This is a genomic window from Yaniella soli, from assembly GCF_054782375.1.
This window is the reverse complement of the sequence record NZ_BAAGSP010000012.1, coordinates 38425-57168: the sequence shown is the minus strand read 5'-3', so window position 1 is coordinate 57168 and position 18744 is coordinate 38425. Positions and strand designations below refer to the sequence as shown.

Annotated in this window: 27 protein-coding genes; 7 read left to right on the top strand and 20 right to left on the bottom strand. The window is 55.2% G+C overall.

Features of this window, described 5'->3' with window-relative positions:
* Nucleotides 1-25: 25 nt before the first annotated feature.
* The 5 genes from ACYVJT_RS08000 to ACYVJT_RS07980 are packed head-to-tail and all read right to left on the bottom strand — an operon-like array spanning nt 26 to nt 1412.
* Nucleotides 26-310, bottom strand: coding sequence for a hypothetical protein (locus ACYVJT_RS08000; protein ID WP_343956418.1), 285 nt, complete (start codon nt 308-310; stop codon nt 26-28).
* Nucleotide 311: 1 nt separating this feature from the next.
* Nucleotides 312-512 carry a hypothetical protein gene (locus tag ACYVJT_RS07995; RefSeq protein ID WP_343956419.1) on the bottom strand — a complete coding sequence of 67 codons (201 nt, stop codon included), beginning with the start codon at nt 510-512 and terminating at the stop codon, nt 312-314.
* A gap of 2 nt (nt 513-514) precedes the next feature.
* Nucleotides 515-754 (bottom strand): hypothetical protein, encoded by a 240-nt coding sequence (locus ACYVJT_RS07990; protein WP_343956420.1) that lies wholly within the window; start codon nt 752-754, stop codon nt 515-517.
* 21 nt (nt 755-775) lie between these two features.
* Nucleotides 776-1114 (bottom strand): zinc finger domain-containing protein, encoded by a 339-nt coding sequence (locus ACYVJT_RS07985; protein ID WP_499418281.1) that lies wholly within the window; start codon nt 1112-1114, stop codon nt 776-778.
* 1 nt (nt 1115) lies between these two features.
* A complete protein-coding gene (locus ACYVJT_RS07980; protein WP_343956422.1) occupies nt 1116-1412 on the bottom strand; it encodes a hypothetical protein in 297 nt (98 codons plus the stop codon).
* A gap of 331 nt (nt 1413-1743) precedes the next feature.
* Between ACYVJT_RS07980 and ACYVJT_RS07975 the strand changes: the two genes are divergently transcribed.
* The 7 genes from ACYVJT_RS07975 to ACYVJT_RS07945 all read left to right on the top strand — a co-directional run bounded on the left by ACYVJT_RS07975 (nt 1744) and on the right by ACYVJT_RS07945 (nt 4646).
* Nucleotides 1744-2223, top strand: a complete 480-nt coding sequence (locus tag ACYVJT_RS07975) for a tyrosine-type recombinase/integrase (RefSeq protein ID WP_343956423.1) — start codon at nt 1744-1746, stop codon at nt 2221-2223.
* A 10-nt stretch (nt 2224-2233) separates the two neighbouring features.
* Entirely contained in the window at nt 2234-2638 is a 405-nt protein-coding gene (locus ACYVJT_RS07970) for a site-specific integrase (protein ID WP_343956424.1), read from the top strand.
* Nucleotides 2560-2817: a hypothetical protein gene (locus ACYVJT_RS07965; protein WP_425579851.1), complete on the top strand. Its 258-nt coding sequence runs from the start codon at nt 2560-2562 to the stop codon at nt 2815-2817. Before ACYVJT_RS07970 ends, ACYVJT_RS07965 begins: the two co-directional genes overlap by 79 nt.
* 118 nt (nt 2818-2935) lie before the next feature.
* On the top strand, nt 2936-3124 hold the full coding sequence (locus tag ACYVJT_RS07960; RefSeq protein ID WP_343956425.1) for a hypothetical protein: 189 nt from the start codon (nt 2936-2938) through the stop codon (nt 3122-3124).
* On the top strand, nt 3114-3323 hold the full coding sequence (locus tag ACYVJT_RS07955; protein WP_343956426.1) for a hypothetical protein: 210 nt from the start codon (nt 3114-3116) through the stop codon (nt 3321-3323). The genes ACYVJT_RS07960 and ACYVJT_RS07955 overlap by 11 nt, the downstream gene beginning before the upstream one ends.
* A gap of 122 nt (nt 3324-3445) precedes the next feature.
* Complete coding sequence (locus tag ACYVJT_RS07950) at nt 3446-3901, top strand: hypothetical protein (protein ID WP_343956427.1); 456 nt, start codon at nt 3446-3448, stop codon at nt 3899-3901.
* 232 nt (nt 3902-4133) lie between these two features.
* Nucleotides 4134-4646, top strand: a complete 513-nt coding sequence (locus tag ACYVJT_RS07945; RefSeq protein ID WP_343956428.1) for an ImmA/IrrE family metallo-endopeptidase — start codon at nt 4134-4136, stop codon at nt 4644-4646.
* A gap of 652 nt (nt 4647-5298) precedes the next feature.
* Here the strand turns inward: ACYVJT_RS07945 and ACYVJT_RS07940 are convergent.
* From ACYVJT_RS07940 to ACYVJT_RS07870, 15 genes are all read right to left on the bottom strand, one after another.
* Nucleotides 5299-5646, bottom strand: a complete 348-nt coding sequence (locus ACYVJT_RS07940; protein ID WP_343956429.1) for a zinc finger domain-containing protein — start codon at nt 5644-5646, stop codon at nt 5299-5301.
* Between the two features lie 124 nt (nt 5647-5770).
* The gene (locus ACYVJT_RS07935; RefSeq protein ID WP_343956430.1) at nt 5771-7939 is read right to left on the bottom strand and encodes an MSCRAMM family adhesin; all 2169 of its coding nucleotides are present in this window, start codon (nt 7937-7939) and stop codon (nt 5771-5773) included.
* Nucleotides 7940-9715, bottom strand: a complete 1776-nt coding sequence (locus ACYVJT_RS07930) for a hypothetical protein (RefSeq protein ID WP_343956431.1) — start codon at nt 9713-9715, stop codon at nt 7940-7942.
* Between the two features lie 12 nt (nt 9716-9727).
* Complete coding sequence (locus tag ACYVJT_RS07925; RefSeq protein WP_343956432.1) at nt 9728-10648, bottom strand: hypothetical protein; 921 nt, start codon at nt 10646-10648, stop codon at nt 9728-9730.
* 94 nt (nt 10649-10742) lie between these two features.
* Entirely contained in the window at nt 10743-11513 is a 771-nt protein-coding gene (locus tag ACYVJT_RS07920) for a PDDEXK family nuclease (protein ID WP_343956434.1), read from the bottom strand.
* A complete protein-coding gene (locus ACYVJT_RS07915) occupies nt 11510-12082 on the bottom strand; it encodes a hypothetical protein (protein WP_343956435.1) in 573 nt (190 codons plus the stop codon). Before ACYVJT_RS07915 ends, ACYVJT_RS07920 begins: the two co-directional genes overlap by 4 nt.
* Nucleotides 12060-12479, bottom strand: a complete 420-nt coding sequence (locus ACYVJT_RS07910) for a hypothetical protein (RefSeq protein ID WP_343956436.1) — start codon at nt 12477-12479, stop codon at nt 12060-12062. The genes ACYVJT_RS07915 and ACYVJT_RS07910 overlap by 23 nt, the downstream gene beginning before the upstream one ends.
* Complete coding sequence (locus ACYVJT_RS07905; protein ID WP_343956437.1) at nt 12476-13681, bottom strand: hypothetical protein; 1206 nt, start codon at nt 13679-13681, stop codon at nt 12476-12478. Before ACYVJT_RS07905 ends, ACYVJT_RS07910 begins: the two co-directional genes overlap by 4 nt.
* A 77-nt stretch (nt 13682-13758) precedes the next feature.
* On the bottom strand, nt 13759-13881 hold the full coding sequence (locus ACYVJT_RS07900; RefSeq protein ID WP_343956438.1) for a hypothetical protein: 123 nt from the start codon (nt 13879-13881) through the stop codon (nt 13759-13761).
* A 42-nt stretch (nt 13882-13923) separates the two neighbouring features.
* A complete protein-coding gene (locus ACYVJT_RS07895) occupies nt 13924-15180 on the bottom strand; it encodes an RNA-guided endonuclease InsQ/TnpB family protein (RefSeq protein WP_343956470.1) in 1257 nt (418 codons plus the stop codon).
* Nucleotides 15181-15211: 31 nt separating this feature from the next.
* Nucleotides 15212-15565 carry a hypothetical protein gene (locus ACYVJT_RS07890; RefSeq protein WP_343956439.1) on the bottom strand — a complete coding sequence of 118 codons (354 nt, stop codon included), beginning with the start codon at nt 15563-15565 and terminating at the stop codon, nt 15212-15214.
* 27 nt (nt 15566-15592) lie between these two features.
* The gene (locus ACYVJT_RS07885; protein WP_343956440.1) at nt 15593-16375 is read right to left on the bottom strand and encodes a hypothetical protein; all 783 of its coding nucleotides are present in this window, start codon (nt 16373-16375) and stop codon (nt 15593-15595) included.
* Nucleotides 16376-16493: 118 nt separating this feature from the next.
* Nucleotides 16494-17561 carry a hypothetical protein gene (locus ACYVJT_RS07880; RefSeq protein ID WP_343956441.1) on the bottom strand — a complete coding sequence of 356 codons (1068 nt, stop codon included), beginning with the start codon at nt 17559-17561 and terminating at the stop codon, nt 16494-16496.
* 21 nt (nt 17562-17582) lie between these two features.
* Nucleotides 17583-17912 carry a hypothetical protein gene (locus tag ACYVJT_RS07875; protein WP_343956442.1) on the bottom strand — a complete coding sequence of 110 codons (330 nt, stop codon included), beginning with the start codon at nt 17910-17912 and terminating at the stop codon, nt 17583-17585.
* Nucleotides 17913-18023: 111 nt separating this feature from the next.
* Nucleotides 18024-18744, bottom strand: a 721-nt coding sequence (locus ACYVJT_RS07870; protein WP_499418278.1) for an LPXTG cell wall anchor domain-containing protein, incomplete at its 5' end; no start/stop codon positions are given.

Here is an 18744-nt window from a genome sequence, read left to right as displayed (position 1 = left end):
ACACCTGTGCGCCGCCGTATAGGAATCAGAGCATGGCCACGCTCCAAGACTTGTAGAGCTCAGAACGGTCTTGCATCATCAGTGCCATGCAGATGGCAAAGCCTACGAATGCAACAAAGGTGGGTGCTGCATACCAGCTGTTGGTCTTCTTGTTGACCAGCGTGGTGGTCGTGAAGATCAGCGTTGAGACGGTGGCGATACTGAAAACCGCCATGAGGATATTGTTGACGACCCTGTGGTGATAGGCATCATTGATGAACTTCACCCAGTCGGGGTTCGTGTTGATGTACTCGATGAGAGCATCGATCACCCTACATCACCCCGGTGGCGTAGAAGACGGTGATCAAAGCGAATAGTGCCGCGGCTGAAGTCATGGTGAGCGAGAGCAGTCGGGCCTGGTGATCTGGCTCCGCATCGTTTTGCGAGTCTCGATATCGGCGGTGAAACACAATGACGCCAATGCTGAGCGTGGCGACAGCGCAGACCAAGGTGACAACGGTAAAAATGCTCACAGCTACCACCCGAGTACGGTGTGGGTAAACGCCCAGGCGCACGCTGCGATGATCGCAATGTAGCCGATGATCTGGATGTCGAGATGTTGTTCCATGGGGTCGTCAGAAGTTGTACCGGCAGCACGTAGCTTCACAGCTTTGACGAGGTAGTAGACGCAGACAGCAATAACCAATGGCATCACTATCCCTACCGCGGTCGGTGAGATGGGGTCTGCTGCATACAGGCTAGATAATTCGTTCATGCACCGACAGTGTCCGGCAGATCAGATTTCCCACTTAATGAAGCGCACCGCGGTGTCGTACTGGAGGCAGTTTACTTTTCGGCCACCAGGCAGGCGTTGGATCAGTTTGACGGCATTGGGTTGGGTCCACAGGGCTTGTGCAAGGTATTTCTCGCCCTTTTTCAGGCCATGCTCGGGATCATCACGTCGCATTAGGGCGACAAATCGTGAACCCTTACGCAGACGGGAGCGGAATGCTTTAGACCGAGCTGAGTGCGGCTGGGTGGTCTGGCCGCCAGATGGTCTGCTGGTGCATCTGGCCCCAGGTTTTGCCCCGCATGTTGGGCATGGAACGCTGTTGACCGTTGGGAGTCCTGACATGTTAAAAATCTCCTAATGCTGTTGAGTCGAAGTAATCCCGCGGGATGTAATGTCTCGGCCCCATGCCGTCATGAGCGAGACGGGTTGCGGGAATGCCATGAGTCGAATGCTCCATATCTACCAGGCGCATTCGGCCTTCATGCAGTGTCACGCCGTAGGCCCGGTGTGCGCCGGTGTGCGCTTTGACGAAGACTTCTGCCGGCGGCCCTGAAGGATCAGTGGCTCGCTGGACCCACATGTTCTTCAACTCGCGCTGGCTTGCTCCATGGCTGCCATCCGCGGGTACGACGTGTTGCATAGTTCGAAAGTCGTACCACTGACCTTCTGTTCCGTAGACAGACGCTCTATAATGATTCTGACGCATAAACCGCATGATTCTGCGGATCTTTGATAGTCTCAATGCAGCTAGCGACAGCTATCGGCAGGCTACAATGGCAGACGTAGAAGGGTAGGGCATGGCAGCGAAGAGATCACCGCACCGAGATAAAGGCTCAGGCGGCCTCCACAAGCGAAAATCAGACGGCATGTGGGTAGCGACTTTAGAACTACCACCAGGTCCAGATGGTAAGCGACGACGAAAACAAGCGGTCCGCAAGAGCAGGGGTGATGCACAAAAACGACTCCGCGAGATGCGATCCGAGCTAGACGACACCGGCGACATGTCCACCAAGTCCACTAGGCTCTGCGACTGGCTCGACACCTACATGCAAGACATCGCGCCGCTCAGGCTGACACCGCAAGTACTTTACGACCGAGAGTCAGTCATTAGACTTTTCATCAAGCCGTTGCTGGGCAAAAAATTTATTGATCGGATTACGACCGATGATGTCCGGCGTCTACATAATGCTGTCCTTTCTACACCGCGAGACCCCAAGATGCGTGGCAAAGATATTAAGGACATTCCGGCTGGCACACCAATGCTCTCTGCGTCGTATGCCAGAAATGCGCACAATGCCCTGTCTGCAGCCCTAAAGGCAGCACAGCGGGAGCAGAAGCTGCGCATCAACGTGTGTGACCTTGTAGATCGACCAGTGGCAGGCACAGCACTAGACAATGCTCTTACTCAAGATCAGTTCAAGCGACTCACGAAAATTCTTAGAGACCGATGACCACCGCGTCATGTGGGCAACATTCCTACTCACCGGGGCAAGACGTGGCGAAGTCGCAGGACTGGAAATAGACCGCATCCAAGACGGCCTATTTGACTTTTCATGGCAACTCAAATCAATCAGCAACATCGACCTGTCAAAAAATAATGACTACGAATACCGTCACATCGTCGGTAAGCGCTACCTAGTGCGCCCCAAAACAACGGGATCGATCAGAGTTACGCCAATACCGGCATCGCTTGATGATCTGCTCCAAGAGTACGTTGGGGACCGGGAAGGTTTTGTATTCGTCAATTCCAAGGGCGATCCCTACGATCCATCAACAATTGGCAGAATGTGGAAAAACTTATGGAAGCGGCAGGGCTGCCAAATCACATTACACTGCACGGCGCACGCCATACCTTTGTTGACATGATGTACAACTCCAAGCGCAAAGTACGGGAGGACGTAATCACCCAGCTTGTGGGACACTCTACTAGGGCCATGTCCCGGTCATACCGAGTAAATGCAGAGCTAGACCACGCTCGGGTCGCTGTCAATGAACTAGAGCAGCTAGCATCCGCTGGTGTTGGTGACGCAGAGATCATCGCGTGATTGCTTATAGGCGTGCTGGTATAAGCGGTTTTGGGTGTGAATCTTTCCCCGGTGTTGACATTCCTATGCACAGCGTGTATACTGGTGTTAACAGCAACGGAGAAAGAAGGAAAACAAAATGATGTACACCACCCAGACCCAAGCAGTCCAGCAGATCGAAGCCACTCTGAAAAACGCAGGCCTCGACCACAGCAACTACGATGTCCTCACCATCGCCGATGAATACCACCAAGAAAACAACAACTACGACAATATCGACCAGAACACCGAAATGGTCCTGACGATTGCAGAAGATCATGTCCTCTAATCAACAATTCATCGACAATGTGGTAGCCGCCTCCGAAGCCATAGAGCAGGCCCAGGAGGCGGTCACCGCAGCCATAGCAGACCGGGCAGACGCCATACGTGCAGCACTCGACGCAGGTGTCGGCGCGACCCCTATTGCCCATGCACTCGAGGTGTCGCGGCACCGGGTCTACCACATGCGCGACCAGGGCAAACAGTGAGCCTATCAATTGGTGACCAGGATGGGTATGGCCGGTACGGGATCCTGGACGCAGACAGTGATGGCGCGTTGTTGTGTCATAAGTGTGGCGAGTATTTCCAGCATCTAGCCACCCACGCCAGGATGACGCACGGACTATACGCGGCCGAGTACCGGTCCCAGCATGGGCTAGGCCGATCTGCCCGGCTGGTGGGCGAGCAGGCCAGACAGGCGATGCGGCAAGGCTACGAGCGGCGCAAAGACGAGGCCCTAGCCGATCTTGCAAAGCATCGAGACCCAGACAAAGCCCGGGCCAAAAGCGTGGGGGCGATTCGTGGTGAAGGGTGGCGGCCAGCCGTGGTAGCCAAACGCACCCAGATGAATCAGGCCCGTGCCGGACGCGACCTGACCACCGATGAGGTCTCCCATTTGGGTGATCCGGTGCACGTGCGCGCTTGGACTGGTGCCGCTATCTGGCTGATAGATGAGCGTGGTGTGACGATCCGGGCCATTGCTGAGGCGTCAGACATGCGTCCCGGTACAGCAGAGCAAAGGATACGACGCGGCCGAAAAGAAGACTGGGAGAAGCGAGGCATGTAGACAAAAATTGACCGCCCCGCGTAGGACATTGCACGGGACGGTCTCACTCACGCCCTTGATAGGCAATAACGAGTGTATTGCAGCTTGCTATGCCTGGGTAGGGGTGATGGGTCATTTTCGACATTTTGCCTAAGGCGGATTAAATCATGATGCTGGTATCATAAGGTTATACACAGTATTCTCCACAAGTTATCCACAGCCAGTATTTGACATTGAGGAAGGGGTGTTGATTGTGACGATTCCAGAAAGACTCCGAAACAAAACAGTAGGCCAATTACGTGAGCTAGCTCGCGCCGATGCCAGAGAATTTTTGACTCAGCAAGAGCGTTACGACTACCCATTTGATATGGTCCACCTGGCTCGCGATGCAGGCGCTGAGGTCATGATCTCCCAGTTGGGCGATGATGTTTTCGGCATGATCGAAGGCCATGCGGATGGTGCGACTATTTATGTCGATTCAGACCAACCTCTGAACAGACGCCGTTTCACTCTTGCACATGAGTTGGGGCATATGGTCTCGTATAAAGATGAAGCTGGGACACCAAACTACGTTGATGCCCGAAGCGATGCAGGCTCTGGCACAGCTTCCGAGATCTACGCTAATGAATTCGCTGGTGCAGTTCTTATGCCAGAAACCCTCATGAAACAGTTCATAGATGATGGCATGAATAACTGGGACATTGCTCGTGAACTCAAAGTTTCAACTGCCGCAGTTTCTTACCGGCGTCAGCTTTTAGGGATCTAGCCATTGGCACTGGATCCTGCACATCTGCCTGACGACGCCGTACCCGAAGAAGAAACTCCTAAACAGCGCCGTCGCCCCGCAACAGAAGACGCTAAAGAAGTCCAAGACGAGGCAGAGTTACTCAATCGACAGGTTAACGGGAATGGCATAGCAGGTGATGAGCCGACAGTAAAAATTGTAAATCTCTTTCGGTTCCACCCGTTCGTCAGCTTGTTCGTGCACATAGCAAATATTCGTTATGCTCGGCGAAAGTCGCAACGAAGCAGAGTAGACCAGCTAGTTACTGAATCACAGCGTTTCTATAAGTTTTGCATTGTCTCGGATTTCATTCTGACAGTTATCCTTACTCTTTTACTCGTCGCGGCGGTCGTGCTTGGAATTTACAAGACATTGTTCTCTCCAATAACATGGCCCCCTGCCTAGACGCAAAAAGTCCCGGCCCCACAAGTCGCAATGACTCATGGGGCCGGGGTGTTGATGTCTAGCCCTGGGCACTAAATGCGGTAATAGACGTGCTACAAGCTATTCTACCTCAGCAGAATGTGCGCCGGGACCGCGAGGATGCTCAGAAGCAGAGCGACAATGGCTACTGTTCGACCATCGAATCTGAGGTATGCATTGATCATGTCTACAAGGTGACGGGTCCCTGAGTTCATGATGAGCTCGCCCATCGGATAAATTCGACACAGTGAAAATACTGGTTGCATTCCGGCTCCCAGCCATCTAGGACGCGGCGTAACAGGGACACTTTTGCACCTGGGTCTAGCCAGTAGCGGATGGCCGCGTACTCTTCGCCAGCTTTCACACCGATGTGGTCATCATCGTGCAGCATCTTGACGATGAACTCGGTGCCATTGGACATTGCGGCACTGAGCTCGATGAATCGACGGCTGTGCGGTTGCGGTGCGATATCGCCTGAAGGTATGCGGGTGCAACGATTTCCTCGTTCGGCGTTGCACCAGCGGCATGAAACGTCGAGGACTGTAGGAAGTGCGGACATGGGGTAACCCCTTTCGATGAGATAACAGTTCTGCACTTACCGTGTCCGGCAGAGATTTCCAGAAACACAAAAGCCGCCCCGTAACGTGATACGAGGCGGCCTTTGTGCAGTGGGCTAAGTGGCGTTAGGCTTCTTCGACGTGGTTTCCACGACGCTTCTTGCCTAGGACTAGCCATGCGAACAACGTGATGATACCCGAGGCCAGCGCAATGGTGATACCGGTGATCCAGCCGGATGAGGCATTGACCTGCTCCGGTCCCCGATCTTGTGCTTCGCGGTCATCAGAGTCGTCCGATTCAGTGGTTGGGTCGTCCGTTGTGCTGAACACATCGAGTTCCGAGTCGTCGGTGTCGTCTTCGTCTTCATCGTCTGACTGGGACAGTCGCGACAGCAAGGAGTCCGATGATGCGGAGTCCAGCATGTCGGAGTCGGATGCATCGGTTGCTAGAGGCAATTCATCAGACTGACTTTCCAGCTGGCCAGATGAGCCCATGGCGGTCTGGAGGTCACCGAATGCATCGGTCTCAGTTCCTTCTGATGGGGATGGTTCTTCGTCAGCTTCTTCTTCGTCACCGGCGCTGGTTTCGCCGTCATCGCTGCCATTGCCGGTCGGGTCGGTGTCACCCACTAGGTTGCCGGTTTCCCCATCTTCGAGATCGGAGCCATCCCCTAGACCGTGGTCGTTGCCGTTTCCATCTTCACCGCCACCGGTCTGGTCTTCCCCGCCTTCTTGACCGCCGTCACCTGGGTCTTCAGTTTCTTCACCGTCGCCGGGTGTCTCTCCCCCACCGGTGCCTGGGCCAGTTTCTCCGTCTTCACCGTCGCCGGGTACTTCTGGTTCCGTTGGACTTGGGTCTTCACCGTCACCGGGTCCTGGTTCAGAGGGGTCGGGGTTTTCTGGGTCAACAGGTGGGTCGGTCGGGTCTACTGGGTCTTCGTCCTCACCGTCACCTGGTTCTTCTGGTTCCTCGGTGTCTTCTCCATCATTACCTCCACCTGTTTCTGGCGGCGTGTATCCGACGTTGACACTCTGCGAGCCATCACTGTTGTGAAGGCCGAGATTGTTTGTCAGACTGTAGTCGCCGGCGAAAGGTGCATCAGGGTTGAAGCCGGGAAGTTCGCTGAGATTGATTTCAGCAGTGCCACCCGCGCCACCGATGATCTCAATTGGCCTCCCATCCACCATCAGCTGGTATGTGATGCCTTCTGCGAGGTTGCTAAACGAGACCTTTTTGTTGTCGGGATCGACCTCAGCAACAGCCTCGCCCTTGATAACTTGGGCAGGGATTTCGCCATTGACACTGCCAACGATCATAGTTTGGTGACCGTCACTGGAATCTAATTCGATAAGGTAGGCACGATCTTCGTTGAAGTCACTTGCCGCTAAACGGTACGAGCCATCATCTTGCTCGACCAAGCTCCCGGTGACTTCATCGCCATTAGAGTCGCGGATAGTGATCTCAGACTCTGCGCCCCAGTCGGTTTCGCCGGAGATTTCCAGGTACCACTGGTCACCGTTTTCGGAATCTTCAGGCTGGGAGAAGCTGTTGCCGACAGTAACCTTTTCGCCGCCAGGCAAGGTGACCTCGGTGTTGGTCGGCTCGGGGTCTTCTTCAGGTTCTTCGTCGTCCTCGCCTCCAGTGTCTCCTTCATCCTCTACCGAGTCATCGTTCTCGCCGGGTCCTTTTCCGGGATTGTTTTCGTCGCCGTTGTCGTTACTCTCCTCAGTGGTGTCCCCTTCCGACTTGACCTCTGATGACTGAACAGACATCGTCATCGGCGTTGCAGCCGGTGCAGGCGCTTCTTCCACTGATTCTTCAGCTGGCTCTGAGGCCTCTTCGGCAGGCGCTTCTTCCACGACTGTTTCAGGCATCTCCTCGACTACTGGTACAGGATCAGGTGCTGGTGGCTCGACCGGCTCAGGCGCAGGAGCGTCAACTACTGGCTCAGGTGCAACCGGTGTCTGTTCTTCAACGACAGGCTCTTCGACCACCGGGGCAGGCTGTTCAACAGGCTGCTCGGCCACTGGTTCCGGTGCAGGCTCAGGCTCGGGCGGTGGCAGCGGCTCGGTGTCCTCTGCTGGCGCGACGAACTGCTCTTCGACCGGCTCCACGGCAGTCTCTTCGACGGCGGGTTCGGCGGGGACTTGGGTGCTGGTGCGTTCAGACTCCAGCGACGCAATGTCCTCGGATTGTGCGATCTCGGGGTGTTGGGCGGCTGCGGTCAGTGGGACATTGAAACCGGCGAGCACTGCTGCTGCAAGTACCCGCTTTTTAATGTTTGTGACAGGCATCTAAGCGAGTCCCCCTCCATGGGTTGTTGTAGTTTGGTCTGGCGACCCGGCGTGCGGATAGACGGATATGGACGAGTCGCCGTTCTCTATGACGACCACGGATTCTGTTACACCACGAAGCCGATTCGACTGACGTAGCGCCTGACCATCAACGATGATGACTCGGTTGCCCGACTCTTCAACAAATGGCACAGTATTGACGGCACCCGACAGTTCACGGTCTGCCTCGACTATGAAGTGTCCGGTGGAGATTTCTATTGCGTAGCGACCCATGGTTGCAAGGTCAACACCACGGCCAATGGACCACCCTTCAGCGACATCCACGGGCACCGTAGAGATGGGTTGACCATCCTCTAATGAGTGCGTGGTAGCCAGCCTCACATCTTCCAGGTCCCACAATGCAAGCGAGAGTCCGTGGCCAACCGACAGGTGCCGGATGAACGTCATCTGCTCTAGTGGCGGAGCAAGCTCTATGACTTCGCGTTCTTCGCCATCAAAGTCCACTAGTTCCACCCGAGGGGTGTTGGAAATGGGTTGCAGCAGATGATCCTGATCGGCGCCGGAGAGCATGAGGTTTTCGTCATAAGTGGCATCGACCAGCTTCTCTTCGCCGGGTACCACCGCTTTAGCCGTATAGGACTGGGCATCGACTAACAGCCCGATGTCACCGGATGCCACCAAAGTGAGTTCTTCATCAACATCCCAGGATTCAACGCCGGCACCAGAGATGACAGTGATCTGCGTACCGGTGCGGTAGCCGACTGCTGGATTGCCTTCGGCATCAACCGTTTCGTAGGTCGTCTCGATAGCCTCGTCGATCTCGGTTTCCTCGATAATGTCACCGGTATTGGTGTTTCGCAGCTTCACGGTGTCATCGTGGATTTGCAAGATGCCGGCACGATAGACGCTCATCAGTCTTGCTTCATCGGTATCAAGCTCCCAGACGGGCGCTCCGCTGGCCGAGAATTCGCCAGTTATCTCATTGGTGTCCACCTGTTGGGGTTCTGCAATGAAGCTGGTATCAATGTCATCGGAGACATCAGCAATGCCACGCTCGGCGTTGAATGTGATCAGCCAGTTGACACCAAAAGCGACACCAAAAGCCAAGGCAACCGCGGTCACAGCGCCAATGATTCGATTCTTACGCTTGCTAGACTGCTCGGCATCTTCGATGGTGCCTTCAATATCAATGGAGCCGACATCAAATTCTGTGTCATCGGCGAATTGGCCTTCAAAGGGTTGATCAAATCCTGGCAGGCCAGGGAACTGATCGTCATCCATTGAGTTGAACGGCTCGTCGTCAAAGGGCTGGCCGAACCCCGGCAGGTCATCAGGTTGACTGTGTTGCGCTGAGTCGAACGGAGGGTCCTCAAAAGCATTGTCAGCAGATTGACCGAATGATGGCAGTGCCGGATCATGTTCATCTACCGTGTCATCAAAGGTCTCATCGTCCTCTGTGCCAAAGAAGTCATCCAGCGATGAGTCAACACTAGGCTTGGCGACTGACTTCTCTAATGACACTAGGGCTGCGGTGTCATCGCTAACCGTATAGTCCTCAGTGTTCGGGTCCAACTTGGGCTTTTTACCGAAACGCTTCTTCCTGAGACCTGCATCTTCAAGGATGCTTTCATCGCGACGGAACTCGTCTTGCCAGTCGTCATCCTCTTCTTCGTAGCCAATTCTTTCAGGCTCGGAGGTATCAATGGTGTCCGAGGGGATGGCAAGCTTGGAGAACAGGTCGTCTCCTAGAGTTTCTTCCCGCGGATCATATGCCATCTGAGATTATCCTTACTGATCGGAGGCAGAAAGCTCTTGTGGCTCATCGGTCATTTCGTTGACAAGGTATTCAACGGATGGCTGGTTTGCGTCTTCGACGTAGGCGTAGAACTCACGCAGCACCATGGCAACACTGACGGCTGAGATACCTTCTTGGTCCAGCATGGGGCGCAGTACATGCATCACATCTTTAGCGTCCTGGTCTTCATACACCAGGCCGTCAAAGAGCACCGCGGACAATTTCAGCTGTGCTGCGATGGTTTTCTGGAGCTTGATTTCATCAGCGGTGTTCTCGTATTCGGTCACCGACTCATCGAGCATCTTGGTCAACCCGGTGGCGTTGACGTACCAGCTGGCGCGCAGCATATCTTCGATCTCTTCGATGGCGATGTCCGCGATCCAGTCTTCATCCTGATCATCTGGGCGGTTCAGGTAACCGGTGATGTCAAAAGAATCAAAGATTGGGTCCGAGGCCCCGGCTGACCACTGGTAGAGACGTTGCTGAGTCTCTGGATCGTCAACATCGAGACCCATCAGCTGCAAGACATCAGTGAAGCCATCCACCGGGTCATACATGTTGGCCATGGACAGCTCCCAGGTGATGCGCAGCGACATCGTATCGTTGCAGTAACCTTCTTCGTTGATGCGCCACTCTTGGGGCAGCCAGAACAACGGGTTAGCCCAGGAGGTGGCGTTCATGTGTGAGATTTCGCGGCGGTCTGTAAACCGTGGGATAGGAACCGTGGACAGTCGGGTGGACGACAGTTGATGTGGCTCAAGACCGGTGGCTTCGCAAAAGTCGTAGAAAATCTGTGTGTAGACGGTTACGTCGTCGCTTGGCAGCATCAAGTTATCGCCAGGCATAGTGCCGAGGTGCCGGCGGGGTGTGGCGCTGACCAGGTTGTCTGGTCCAGACTGCACGTTTGGTTCCATGGTTTGGGTGGACCTTTCGCATCATGTTCTTCGTAAGCTTCACCAAGTAACATGCAGGTCTTTTGATTTACAGTCTTCCCGTCCAGAACCAGCCCTAGATGCGGTTCAGATTCTTCGGCCAGGAACTTGGCGGTAACGGCCTTCCGGCGCGACGCCGGGTCAGCAGCATAGCTTCTTCGTGAATCTTGGTGGCATCAACACGACCAGCTGTGGTGAATTTGACTCGGGCAGCAGCGCGGTAGGCCGTTTTGATGAATTCCGGGGTGTACCCGTCGATCCGGTGTACAGCCAGCAGATGGTCAGCGATCTCATTTGTGGCATCGGAGGCTTTGACGGTGGCGGCATCAAAGTGCAGCAGCTTCTCCGATGTCGGCGTCAAGATCATGCCATCGTCGGTTTTGGAGAATTTGACCCGCCGGGTGACCGCCTTTCCGGGGCCGTCGTTGGCCACAATCGTGTGGATTGGCACAATATCGTCGGGCACGATAGCAATCTCGCCCCCGAACAGGATGATCTTGGAGTCACCATAGGGGTATTCACGCTGCGGGATGGGTTCTTTGCCAGCTACGCCGTAGACAGCCTTTTGCAATGCATCAGACCGGGCGAAGAATGGCTTTCCTTTGACCTCCAGCCAGATTTGGAGTTCTGGCAAGTAAAAGTCTGGTAGATACCAAATCTTCGGACTCAGCTGATAGTGGCATGGCTCGTAATCCCAGTTGATGCCCAGCAAGTCCAAGAGGATGGCCCATCGTGCCTCCAATCCAGAGGCAAAGACGCGCCCGGAATAGGAGACTTGCTTTCCTGTTGGTCGAGGTGCACCACGTCCACGCTTGACGCCCTCAGATCGCTTCGGGATGACGGTCACGATGCAGCCTGCAAAACACTGGTGTCCCTGGTGGTTCGTGCCTGTCTGAGGGCTTGGACGAAGACCTCGGGTGGAAAGCACCAGATGTCAGCTGATGAGGCGTGGGATAGGGTGCCGATGCGTTGGTGACGAGGGTGGACTTGGAAGCCTTTTGGCCCGGTGTCGTCGCGGAGCCAGGTCAGCAGATCGGTGACTCGTGCCCAGGAGACTACTGGCTCACCAACGTATGCCGGTAGCGTGTCGGGTAGGCAGCACATGATCCATTCGATGGTTCCCTTCCGGGCGCGCGGGACAGGTACCATACCGATGGCGTAGGGCTTGTCAGCGTAGTCGGCTTGCTCGATGACGGTGGTGGCAGCAGAGCGGATGGCTGCACCGAGGTCTGCCCATGCTTTGACTTGCACGGTGGTATCGGAGAGTAGGTTGAGGTCTCCCCCATCCTCGCGGCGTCCTTCGCCCAGGAGTCGTGCCGGGTTTTTGACATCAACGAGGTCAGCGAAGTGTTCGACGAAGAACTCTACTGCTGCACGTTCATTGCGCGCGCCTTTATTTTTCTGTGGGTTGGCCATTGTCACCCCAAAACAACGGAGTGCGACGTACCCAGACCAGTGTGATCCAAATGGTGCCAAACAAGATGACGACGAGGATGTAGAGCGGGAAGACGATGAGCACCAGGGCGGCAACGGTGAGTGGCTGGTAGAGGTGTATCAGTAGCTTTGGTTGTTTGGTGGTGAAGGCGGCAATAGCCAGAGGTACTGCGGTCAGAAGTATCAGTATCGTCGGCATGAGGGTCGCCATATTTTCAGCGGTATAGAGTCCGCTGAGCCAGCTGAAGACCAGCATGGTGACGAGCATTCCCCAGACGATCGATGCCATGACTGCAATAAGGCGGCGCGTGCCAAGGCTCATGGGTTTGCGTGGCTTTTTGACCTTTGGTGCCTTGGTCTGTTCGGCAGTTTCGTTCATGATGCGACCTCCTGGGGTGCATTATCTGTTGTGGTGAAGACATGGAATTCGTCTGACACCTGGTATTCGTGGATCATGGGTTCAGCCAGTGTGAACATCGTGCGATAAACCTGCATCGGGGTGGCGCCCAGACGGGTCTTTAGCGAGGCGGTGGCTTGGTTCAGTTCATGGAAGTGCTTGCGATACCGCTGCTGGTGTTCAGTGCGCTGAGCTAATGTTTTCTTATGCGCTGCCCCGGTGAGTTGATGTAGCGAAAATTCGGTCTCAATGAAGCCAGTGAGAGACTGACGGATGATGTCACGCTGCTGTTTACTGGTTTTGCCGGCGGCTTGCATCACTCGACCGGTGAAGGCTTTGATTTCCTTTTGTGAGGGGCGTAAGAAGTCAGCGCATCCTGGGATGGCGATCTGCGATGGGGCCAACATCTGAGTTGAGATCAGTCGATGGAGTTGGTCGGGCGTGTAGTCATCCCAAAGAGCCATCATGTCGTGGTCTAGGCGGTCTTTGGGCACAGGGCGACCTAGGACGATGTACAGCTGGTATCGGGCTGCCTGGTACGCGCTGATGGGGTCGTTGTTGAGCTTGGTGACGATGCGTTGACGGGTCCGCGGGTCGGGTCGGATGACATCTGGCAGGCCGTAAATGACGCGCAATGCAACAGCTGACCGTGCAGGGTTCAGTTTCTTGCGGGTGCTGGTGGCTTCTTCAAGCCAGGCATAGACCTCTCGGTGGATGGCTGATGAGGTAAGCGTCGTGGAGTCTGAACCGTAGATGTCTGTAGTGGACATGAAGTGTGGGTCGGTGGCATCTTCTCTGACCGTTCGGGTGGCGTTTGAGAAAATCCAGTTGGCTCCTGATTTCAGGAATCGTTCTGCCCACCCTGTCGCCGATGCGCTGGTGAATGTCAGTAGATCAACCCCGGTGCCGTCATCTGTTAGTACCTTGGATTTGAGTCGCCTTTCGCACTCTGATCGCACTGCGTCCAGCATGACTTCACCAGATGCAGGCATCCGTCGCCGACACAGATCAACCATGGCAGTGATGGCTTGCGACCCCATCAGGCACGAGAGGATTTGAGATCGACCATGGGACTCTGACTGTTCACCTATCAGGACGTTTCGCGCGACCTGGGACACAATGTCGTCCACAGTGGATGGAGTGGTGGGTTTTTGTCGGACAGAATTCTTGGAGATGACTGTCATAGGACACCACCTTTGTCAGCGCAGTAAGTTCTCATGCACTGACAGTGTCCGGCAGGCTTCTGCGCCGGCTCAGATAGTCACCGGTTTGGGTGATCTTTGGCGGAAGCATCCGACGGGTTGATGGCATACTGGTGGGCTGATAAGCCGACGATTGCGGCCAAGGCAAGCAACGCTGTGCCAACCGATGGAAGGTTGTTCATTGACTTCCTCTCCCGTCTGAAGACTGGGAGATTCCTGTTCCATTACGCAGTTTGGGGTGCGTGCTGGGAGGGGGTTACTGCTTCGTAGGGGCTGCCGTCACCGGGGTGCGGTCTTATGCATCCTCCACAGTCGTTTGCGATCTCCGACAGTCCAGCGGCGATCATAATGTTCTTAGCGGCGTTGATATCTCGGTCATGGACGGTGCCACATGCTGAGCAGGCCCAGGAGCGGATATGCAATGGCTTTTTGCCATCCTTATGCCCACAGGTGCTACAGAGCTGGGTGGATGGGTAAAACCGGTCGATGACATGCACCTGCCGTCCAGCTTCATTAGCTTTTTCACGGATCAGACGCTGCAACATGCCCCATCCGACATCGCTGATGGCTTTGGCCAACCGACGGTTTGTGATCAGTCCTGCAACATGGAGGTCTTCGACAGCTAGTGCTTGGGTTTCGTCTACCAGCTGGCGTGCGACCTTGTGATGATAATCCTTCCTGGCATGAGCAACCTTGCGGTGCTGTTTGGCGACTTTGACTCGTGCTTTGTTCCGGTTGGCTGAGCCCTTGGCACGACGCGACAGTGATCGTTGGAGTCTGCCGAGTTTGCGCTGGGCACGTTTCAACATACGCGGATTAGCGACTTTACGAGCATCTCCGGTATCGGTGGTGATGATGGCCAGGTCAGTAATGCCCAAATCGACCCCGGCAGCCTGATATGTCGGTGCCAGTGCAGGCTTGGGTGCAACCTCTACAACGAAGCTTGCCTCATAGGTGCCATCCGCCCACTGGGTGATCGTTACCGACGACGGTTCCGAGGGCAGCACTCTAGTCATCCGGGTTTTGATAGGTGGCATTTTGGGCAGCTTCAGCCACCCCCACTTCTGACCCGGCACATGCTCCAGCCGGAAATTCGCATTGCGAGTGAACCGGATTTTGTGGGTGGTCTGGCGTTTGGACTTCAACCGCGGTGGGCGCATCTTTGGACCTTTGCGCTTGCCCGATACCGAGGCAAAGAAATTGGCGAATCCCTGCTGGGCATCACGCACCGATTGTTGCAGCATCACCGCCGATACTTCGGCCAGATAGGTGCGATCCCCACCGGGCTGCTTTGCATCCACCAGCACTTTGCGAGCCGTGACATCCGAATCCTCTGCCAGGTTTTCACCGGCCTCAAACAGTGCATTGCGACGAGCCACATAATCGTTATACACCGCTCGGGCGCACCCAAAAGACCGCGCCAGCACCTGCTGCTGATCAACGGTCGGATACACCCGATAGGCAAAACGTTTCTTCTTCATCACTATGACAGTGTCCGGCGCGTCAGCAACACTAGGCCGACAGGCAATTCACCACCCCACTAAAGTGAGGAGCACTCTCGCCGGGGTCCGGTAGGATGGCGAGCACCGTGGTATCAGCGGTTTTCTCGCGCAAGAAGAAGCTAGCGATCAGCACAATAATCCCGCCTGACAGTGCGAAGGTTGTAGCAGTGCGGGGATTGCCTTGGACACCATCGGCAAAGATCAGCATCGACATGCCCAGCGAATTAAAGAACGCCAAGAGTGCCGCGAAGATGGGGTGGTTCAGCGATATTGCGATCAGCAGTAAGGTCGCGGACAGACTGCCGATCAGCAACCATCGTCCATAGTTGCGCATGGTTTTCCACAAATCTTCTTCTAGGCTCATATCTGCACAGTGTCCGGTCGGTGCACCTTACCGGTCTTTGATGTCGCCTAGATGGTTGTATCGTTCGGGAACGTTGCCGAATTTGTGGGGTCGAGAAGTGGAGTTTCTGGTGGCATGGTCCCAGTCTTCGGCCTGCTGCAAGATCAGTTCCATGCGGTGGTTCGGGTCCATATTGCGGTTGGAGTTGATCGTGTCGATCACGAAGAGTTTACTGTTCGAGTTCGAGGTCACCTTTGCCGGGTCTAGACCGCCAAGGATACGATATTCGTCGCCGGTGTCCAACAGTTTTTCAACCTGGTCTTCCAGGTCTTTCCGAGATATACCACCTGGGTCTTTGGTGGTGTCGATGGTGACGTTACCGCCGTACTCGTAGCTGATGTCTGCCCCGGCAAGAGCGTTGAATGAGAGGTCGGCATCCATGACATCGTCGATGACAACGTCCTCTTCGGAACTGGTGGGCTGGTATCCACCTAAAAACTCTGGTTCGGAGGTCACGTAGAAGCTGCCCGGTGCGTCGTAGTCGTGCTCGAATGCCTCGGCGACCTCGACCTGTTTCACCCCTTTTGCACGGAGCTCGTCGTGGAGGTCGTGGACTTCCAGTAGCTCCAGCACCCGTTCCTTGCTTTGCAGACCTTGACGTTCGACGGCGAGATTCTTTGCTAAGGCTCTCCGCTGCTTATCGGCGTACTTCTGTTGCATGTTGGGACCGAGGTTTACATCGGACTCTGAATGGGTTTTGGTTGTGTACTTGCCGTCATTGGTGCGATTGGACTGCTGGGCTTGCTGCGCGGAGGTCAGTGGTGTCGTCATGCACTGTTGGTGTCCGGTGCGTTATGGGCAGCAAAATACCGCCCGAGGACACTATTCCCGGGGCGATAGAGTGGTTGGTGGCGCCTATCAGCTGTTCGTTGCCGACAAGGTGCGCCGCCTAGTCATCAGAGCGCTGCACACGACGGTGCTTTTCCAACAGGTCGGCAATATCATGCGTGAGTTCATTGAGGCGGTAGTCATCGTCCTCGGTGTCGGCAACCCAGCCCATTTCAGACAACGACGCGGCGATCTTGTCGTTGAGCGCAGTGAGCTGCTCGGGGTCCATGTTGTGTGCTGGACCGTCCTGGTGGGCGTTGATGGCTCGGGCTTGGTCTTCTAGCTCTGCTCGACTGATGCCGCCGGGATCGCTTGTGACATCGAGGACGACGTAGCCCATCAGAGCTTGGCCTGAAGTGTCTGCTCGACGTAGGGCCTGCCATGGGATGCCGGATTCGATCACTGCGCCTTCCATCAGCAGCAGGTCTGGGTCCTCATGGTCGGTATCAATATGTCGAATTTCGTAGTGTGGTCCGTCGTCGCGGGTCAACTCCACTTTATGAACGCCTCGGTCGCGGAGCTTGTCGTAGAGATCATGGACTTCCAGCAGGTCTGCCACGTGTTGAGAGGCGTCTAATGATTCGCGGCCTTTTGATATGTGCTCGTTGAGTCGGTAGCGCTGCTGGGAGACGGCCTGGCGGTCGCTCAGCATGTCATCTCGGAGCACATCGAGTGTATCTGCAACGGTTGCACGGAAGGCGTCTTGGCTGTGTTTGTCGTCGTCAAATCCTCCAAAGAGTCGTGGTTCCTCGCTGTGCTGGTGTAGCGCTGTTGCCGAGGTAAGTCGGGCATCTTTGGCTTCGGCGCCGTACCGCTCGTGATAGTGACGGTTCCAGACCATAACCTTATTCTCGTCATCACCCGGTTTGGTTCTGAAGGTGGTTTGGGTAATCAACGATCCATCATCCTCATTGATGGAGACGGTGTCGGTCAGCGCAGCCGGCCAGTTAGCGTTTTCCACAATGGACTGGTGGTATCTTCCAACCTCAGAGACCCACTGAGAGATTCCCGGTGTGCCTTCTGGCAACAGTGCCCCCTGGGCTTCGGAGTGCTGCTTGTGATCGTATTGCCCCGATGTTCGTCGGTTACGCTGTTGGGCCTGTTGTGCGGAGGTCAGTGGCTGTGTCATGAAGAGTTAGTGTCCGGTGGCTCATTGCAGTATCGCAACGGGGTCGATAAGTTCACCGCGGTGTAGCTGTGCTTCGGAGTTTATGATGTAGTCGCCCACTGGGTAACTGGGGTTCTCAGATGCAACGATGATGGTCGCGAACGACCCTTCGCCCCGATTTTCCTTGACGGTGACGATCATAGGTTGTTGACCTACCGGCAATGCGATGATCATGCCGCGCTGGACGAAGGGGATGGTCACTGGAAGTTTGGACAGTTCGTGGTTCATCGACCCCTCTGACGCTGAAGCTAAGTATGCCTGCTCTTCATCTTTGGATACGATGCCGGGGAGGTCAAGTTTTGCGAAGTCCATAGTTGATCCAATCCGTTGTCTATTCTGCCTTTACATTTACTGTGTCCGGCACAGGGGCGTGCCAAAGCCCCCGAAAGAGCATGTCTTCCGGGGGCTATCTCACCTCAGAGGTTAGGAGTTCTGAGTGTTGTTGCGGCGCTGGTTTGCATAGACCGCACCTGCACCGGCTAGTGCCAGCAACATGCCGGCAGCGAGCATGGCGGTGTTGTCTGCACCGGTGTCAGCTAATGCTGAAGCATCTTCCTGGGCAGCTGTCTCATCATCGGTGTTCTCATCTTCGGTGACAATGCTGTCATCGCTGAGGTCTTCTTCTGCAACGAAGCCGTCATCCTGATTGTCCTCGAAGAATGCTTCGTAGGAGCTTGTGACATCGTCGGTCATATTCGCATCGAAAATATCTTCTTCTACGGCGTCTTCATCAGTTTCCTTGCCGGTCTCGATGGTGTCGAGTCCGAATCCGACCATTTGCAGCGTTGGGGTGACGCCTTCGACGGTGTCTTCGGTTCCATCGGTGAGGTCGATTACAACATCAATGGTGTTGTCCTCTTCGATCTCATCGGCTGGCTCTTCTTCGACCTCTGGGGTTTCAGTTTCGCCGGACTCTTCGGATTCGTCTTCGCCGTTGTTACCATCGCCGGGTTTTTCGGTATCTTCACCGTCACCAGGAGTTTCTGGTTCTTCTGGCTGCTCGGGTTCGGTGACCTCTGGATCGGTGGTCTCGTCTTCGCCGTCGTTACCATCGCCGGGTTTTTCGGTATCTTCACCGTCACCAGGAGTTTCTGGTTCTTCTGGCTGCTCGGGTTCGGTGACCTCTGGATCGGTGGTCTCGTCT

Coding starts and splice junctions, on each gene's coding strand:
- ACYVJT_RS07960 (WP_343956425.1), top strand. CDS start 2,936: ATGATGTACACCACCCAGACCCAAGCAGTCCAGCAGATCGAAGCCACT.
- ACYVJT_RS07940 (WP_343956429.1), bottom strand. CDS start 5,646: ATGTCCGCACTTCCTACAGTCCTCGACGTTTCATGCCGCTGGTGCAAC.
- ACYVJT_RS07905 (WP_343956437.1), bottom strand. CDS start 13,681: ATGACAGTCATCTCCAAGAATTCTGTCCGACAAAAACCCACCACTCCA.
- ACYVJT_RS07880 (WP_343956441.1), bottom strand. CDS start 17,561: ATGACACAGCCACTGACCTCCGCACAACAGGCCCAACAGCGTAACCGA.
- ACYVJT_RS07955 (WP_343956426.1), top strand. CDS start 3,114: ATGTCCTCTAATCAACAATTCATCGACAATGTGGTAGCCGCCTCCGAA.
- ACYVJT_RS07895 (WP_343956470.1), bottom strand. CDS start 15,180: ATGAAGAAGAAACGTTTTGCCTATCGGGTGTATCCGACCGTTGATCAG.
- ACYVJT_RS07985 (WP_499418281.1), bottom strand. CDS start 1,114: ATGTCAGGACTCCCAACGGTCAACAGCGTTCCATGCCCAACATGCGGG.
- ACYVJT_RS07900 (WP_343956438.1), bottom strand. CDS start 13,881: ATGAACAACCTTCCATCGGTTGGCACAGCGTTGCTTGCCTTGGCCGCA.
- ACYVJT_RS07915 (WP_343956435.1), bottom strand. CDS start 12,082: ATGGCCAACCCACAGAAAAATAAAGGCGCGCGCAATGAACGTGCAGCA.
- ACYVJT_RS07890 (WP_343956439.1), bottom strand. CDS start 15,565: ATGAGCCTAGAAGAAGATTTGTGGAAAACCATGCGCAACTATGGACGA.
- ACYVJT_RS07885 (WP_343956440.1), bottom strand. CDS start 16,375: ATGACGACACCACTGACCTCCGCGCAGCAAGCCCAGCAGTCCAATCGC.
- ACYVJT_RS07975 (WP_343956423.1), top strand. CDS start 1,744: ATGCGATCCGAGCTAGACGACACCGGCGACATGTCCACCAAGTCCACT.
- ACYVJT_RS07930 (WP_343956431.1), bottom strand. CDS start 9,715: ATGGCATATGATCCGCGGGAAGAAACTCTAGGAGACGACCTGTTCTCC.
- ACYVJT_RS07875 (WP_343956442.1), bottom strand. CDS start 17,912: ATGGACTTCGCAAAACTTGACCTCCCCGGCATCGTATCCAAAGATGAA.
- ACYVJT_RS07970 (WP_343956424.1), top strand. CDS start 2,234: ATGTGGGCAACATTCCTACTCACCGGGGCAAGACGTGGCGAAGTCGCA.
- ACYVJT_RS07935 (WP_343956430.1), bottom strand. CDS start 7,939: ATGCCTGTCACAAACATTAAAAAGCGGGTACTTGCAGCAGCAGTGCTC.
- ACYVJT_RS07980 (WP_343956422.1), bottom strand. CDS start 1,412: ATGCAACACGTCGTACCCGCGGATGGCAGCCATGGAGCAAGCCAGCGC.
- ACYVJT_RS07910 (WP_343956436.1), bottom strand. CDS start 12,479: ATGAACGAAACTGCCGAACAGACCAAGGCACCAAAGGTCAAAAAGCCA.
- ACYVJT_RS07990 (WP_343956420.1), bottom strand. CDS start 754: ATGAACGAATTATCTAGCCTGTATGCAGCAGACCCCATCTCACCGACC.
- ACYVJT_RS07925 (WP_343956432.1), bottom strand. CDS start 10,648: ATGGAACCAAACGTGCAGTCTGGACCAGACAACCTGGTCAGCGCCACA.
- ACYVJT_RS07950 (WP_343956427.1), top strand. CDS start 3,446: ATGACGCACGGACTATACGCGGCCGAGTACCGGTCCCAGCATGGGCTA.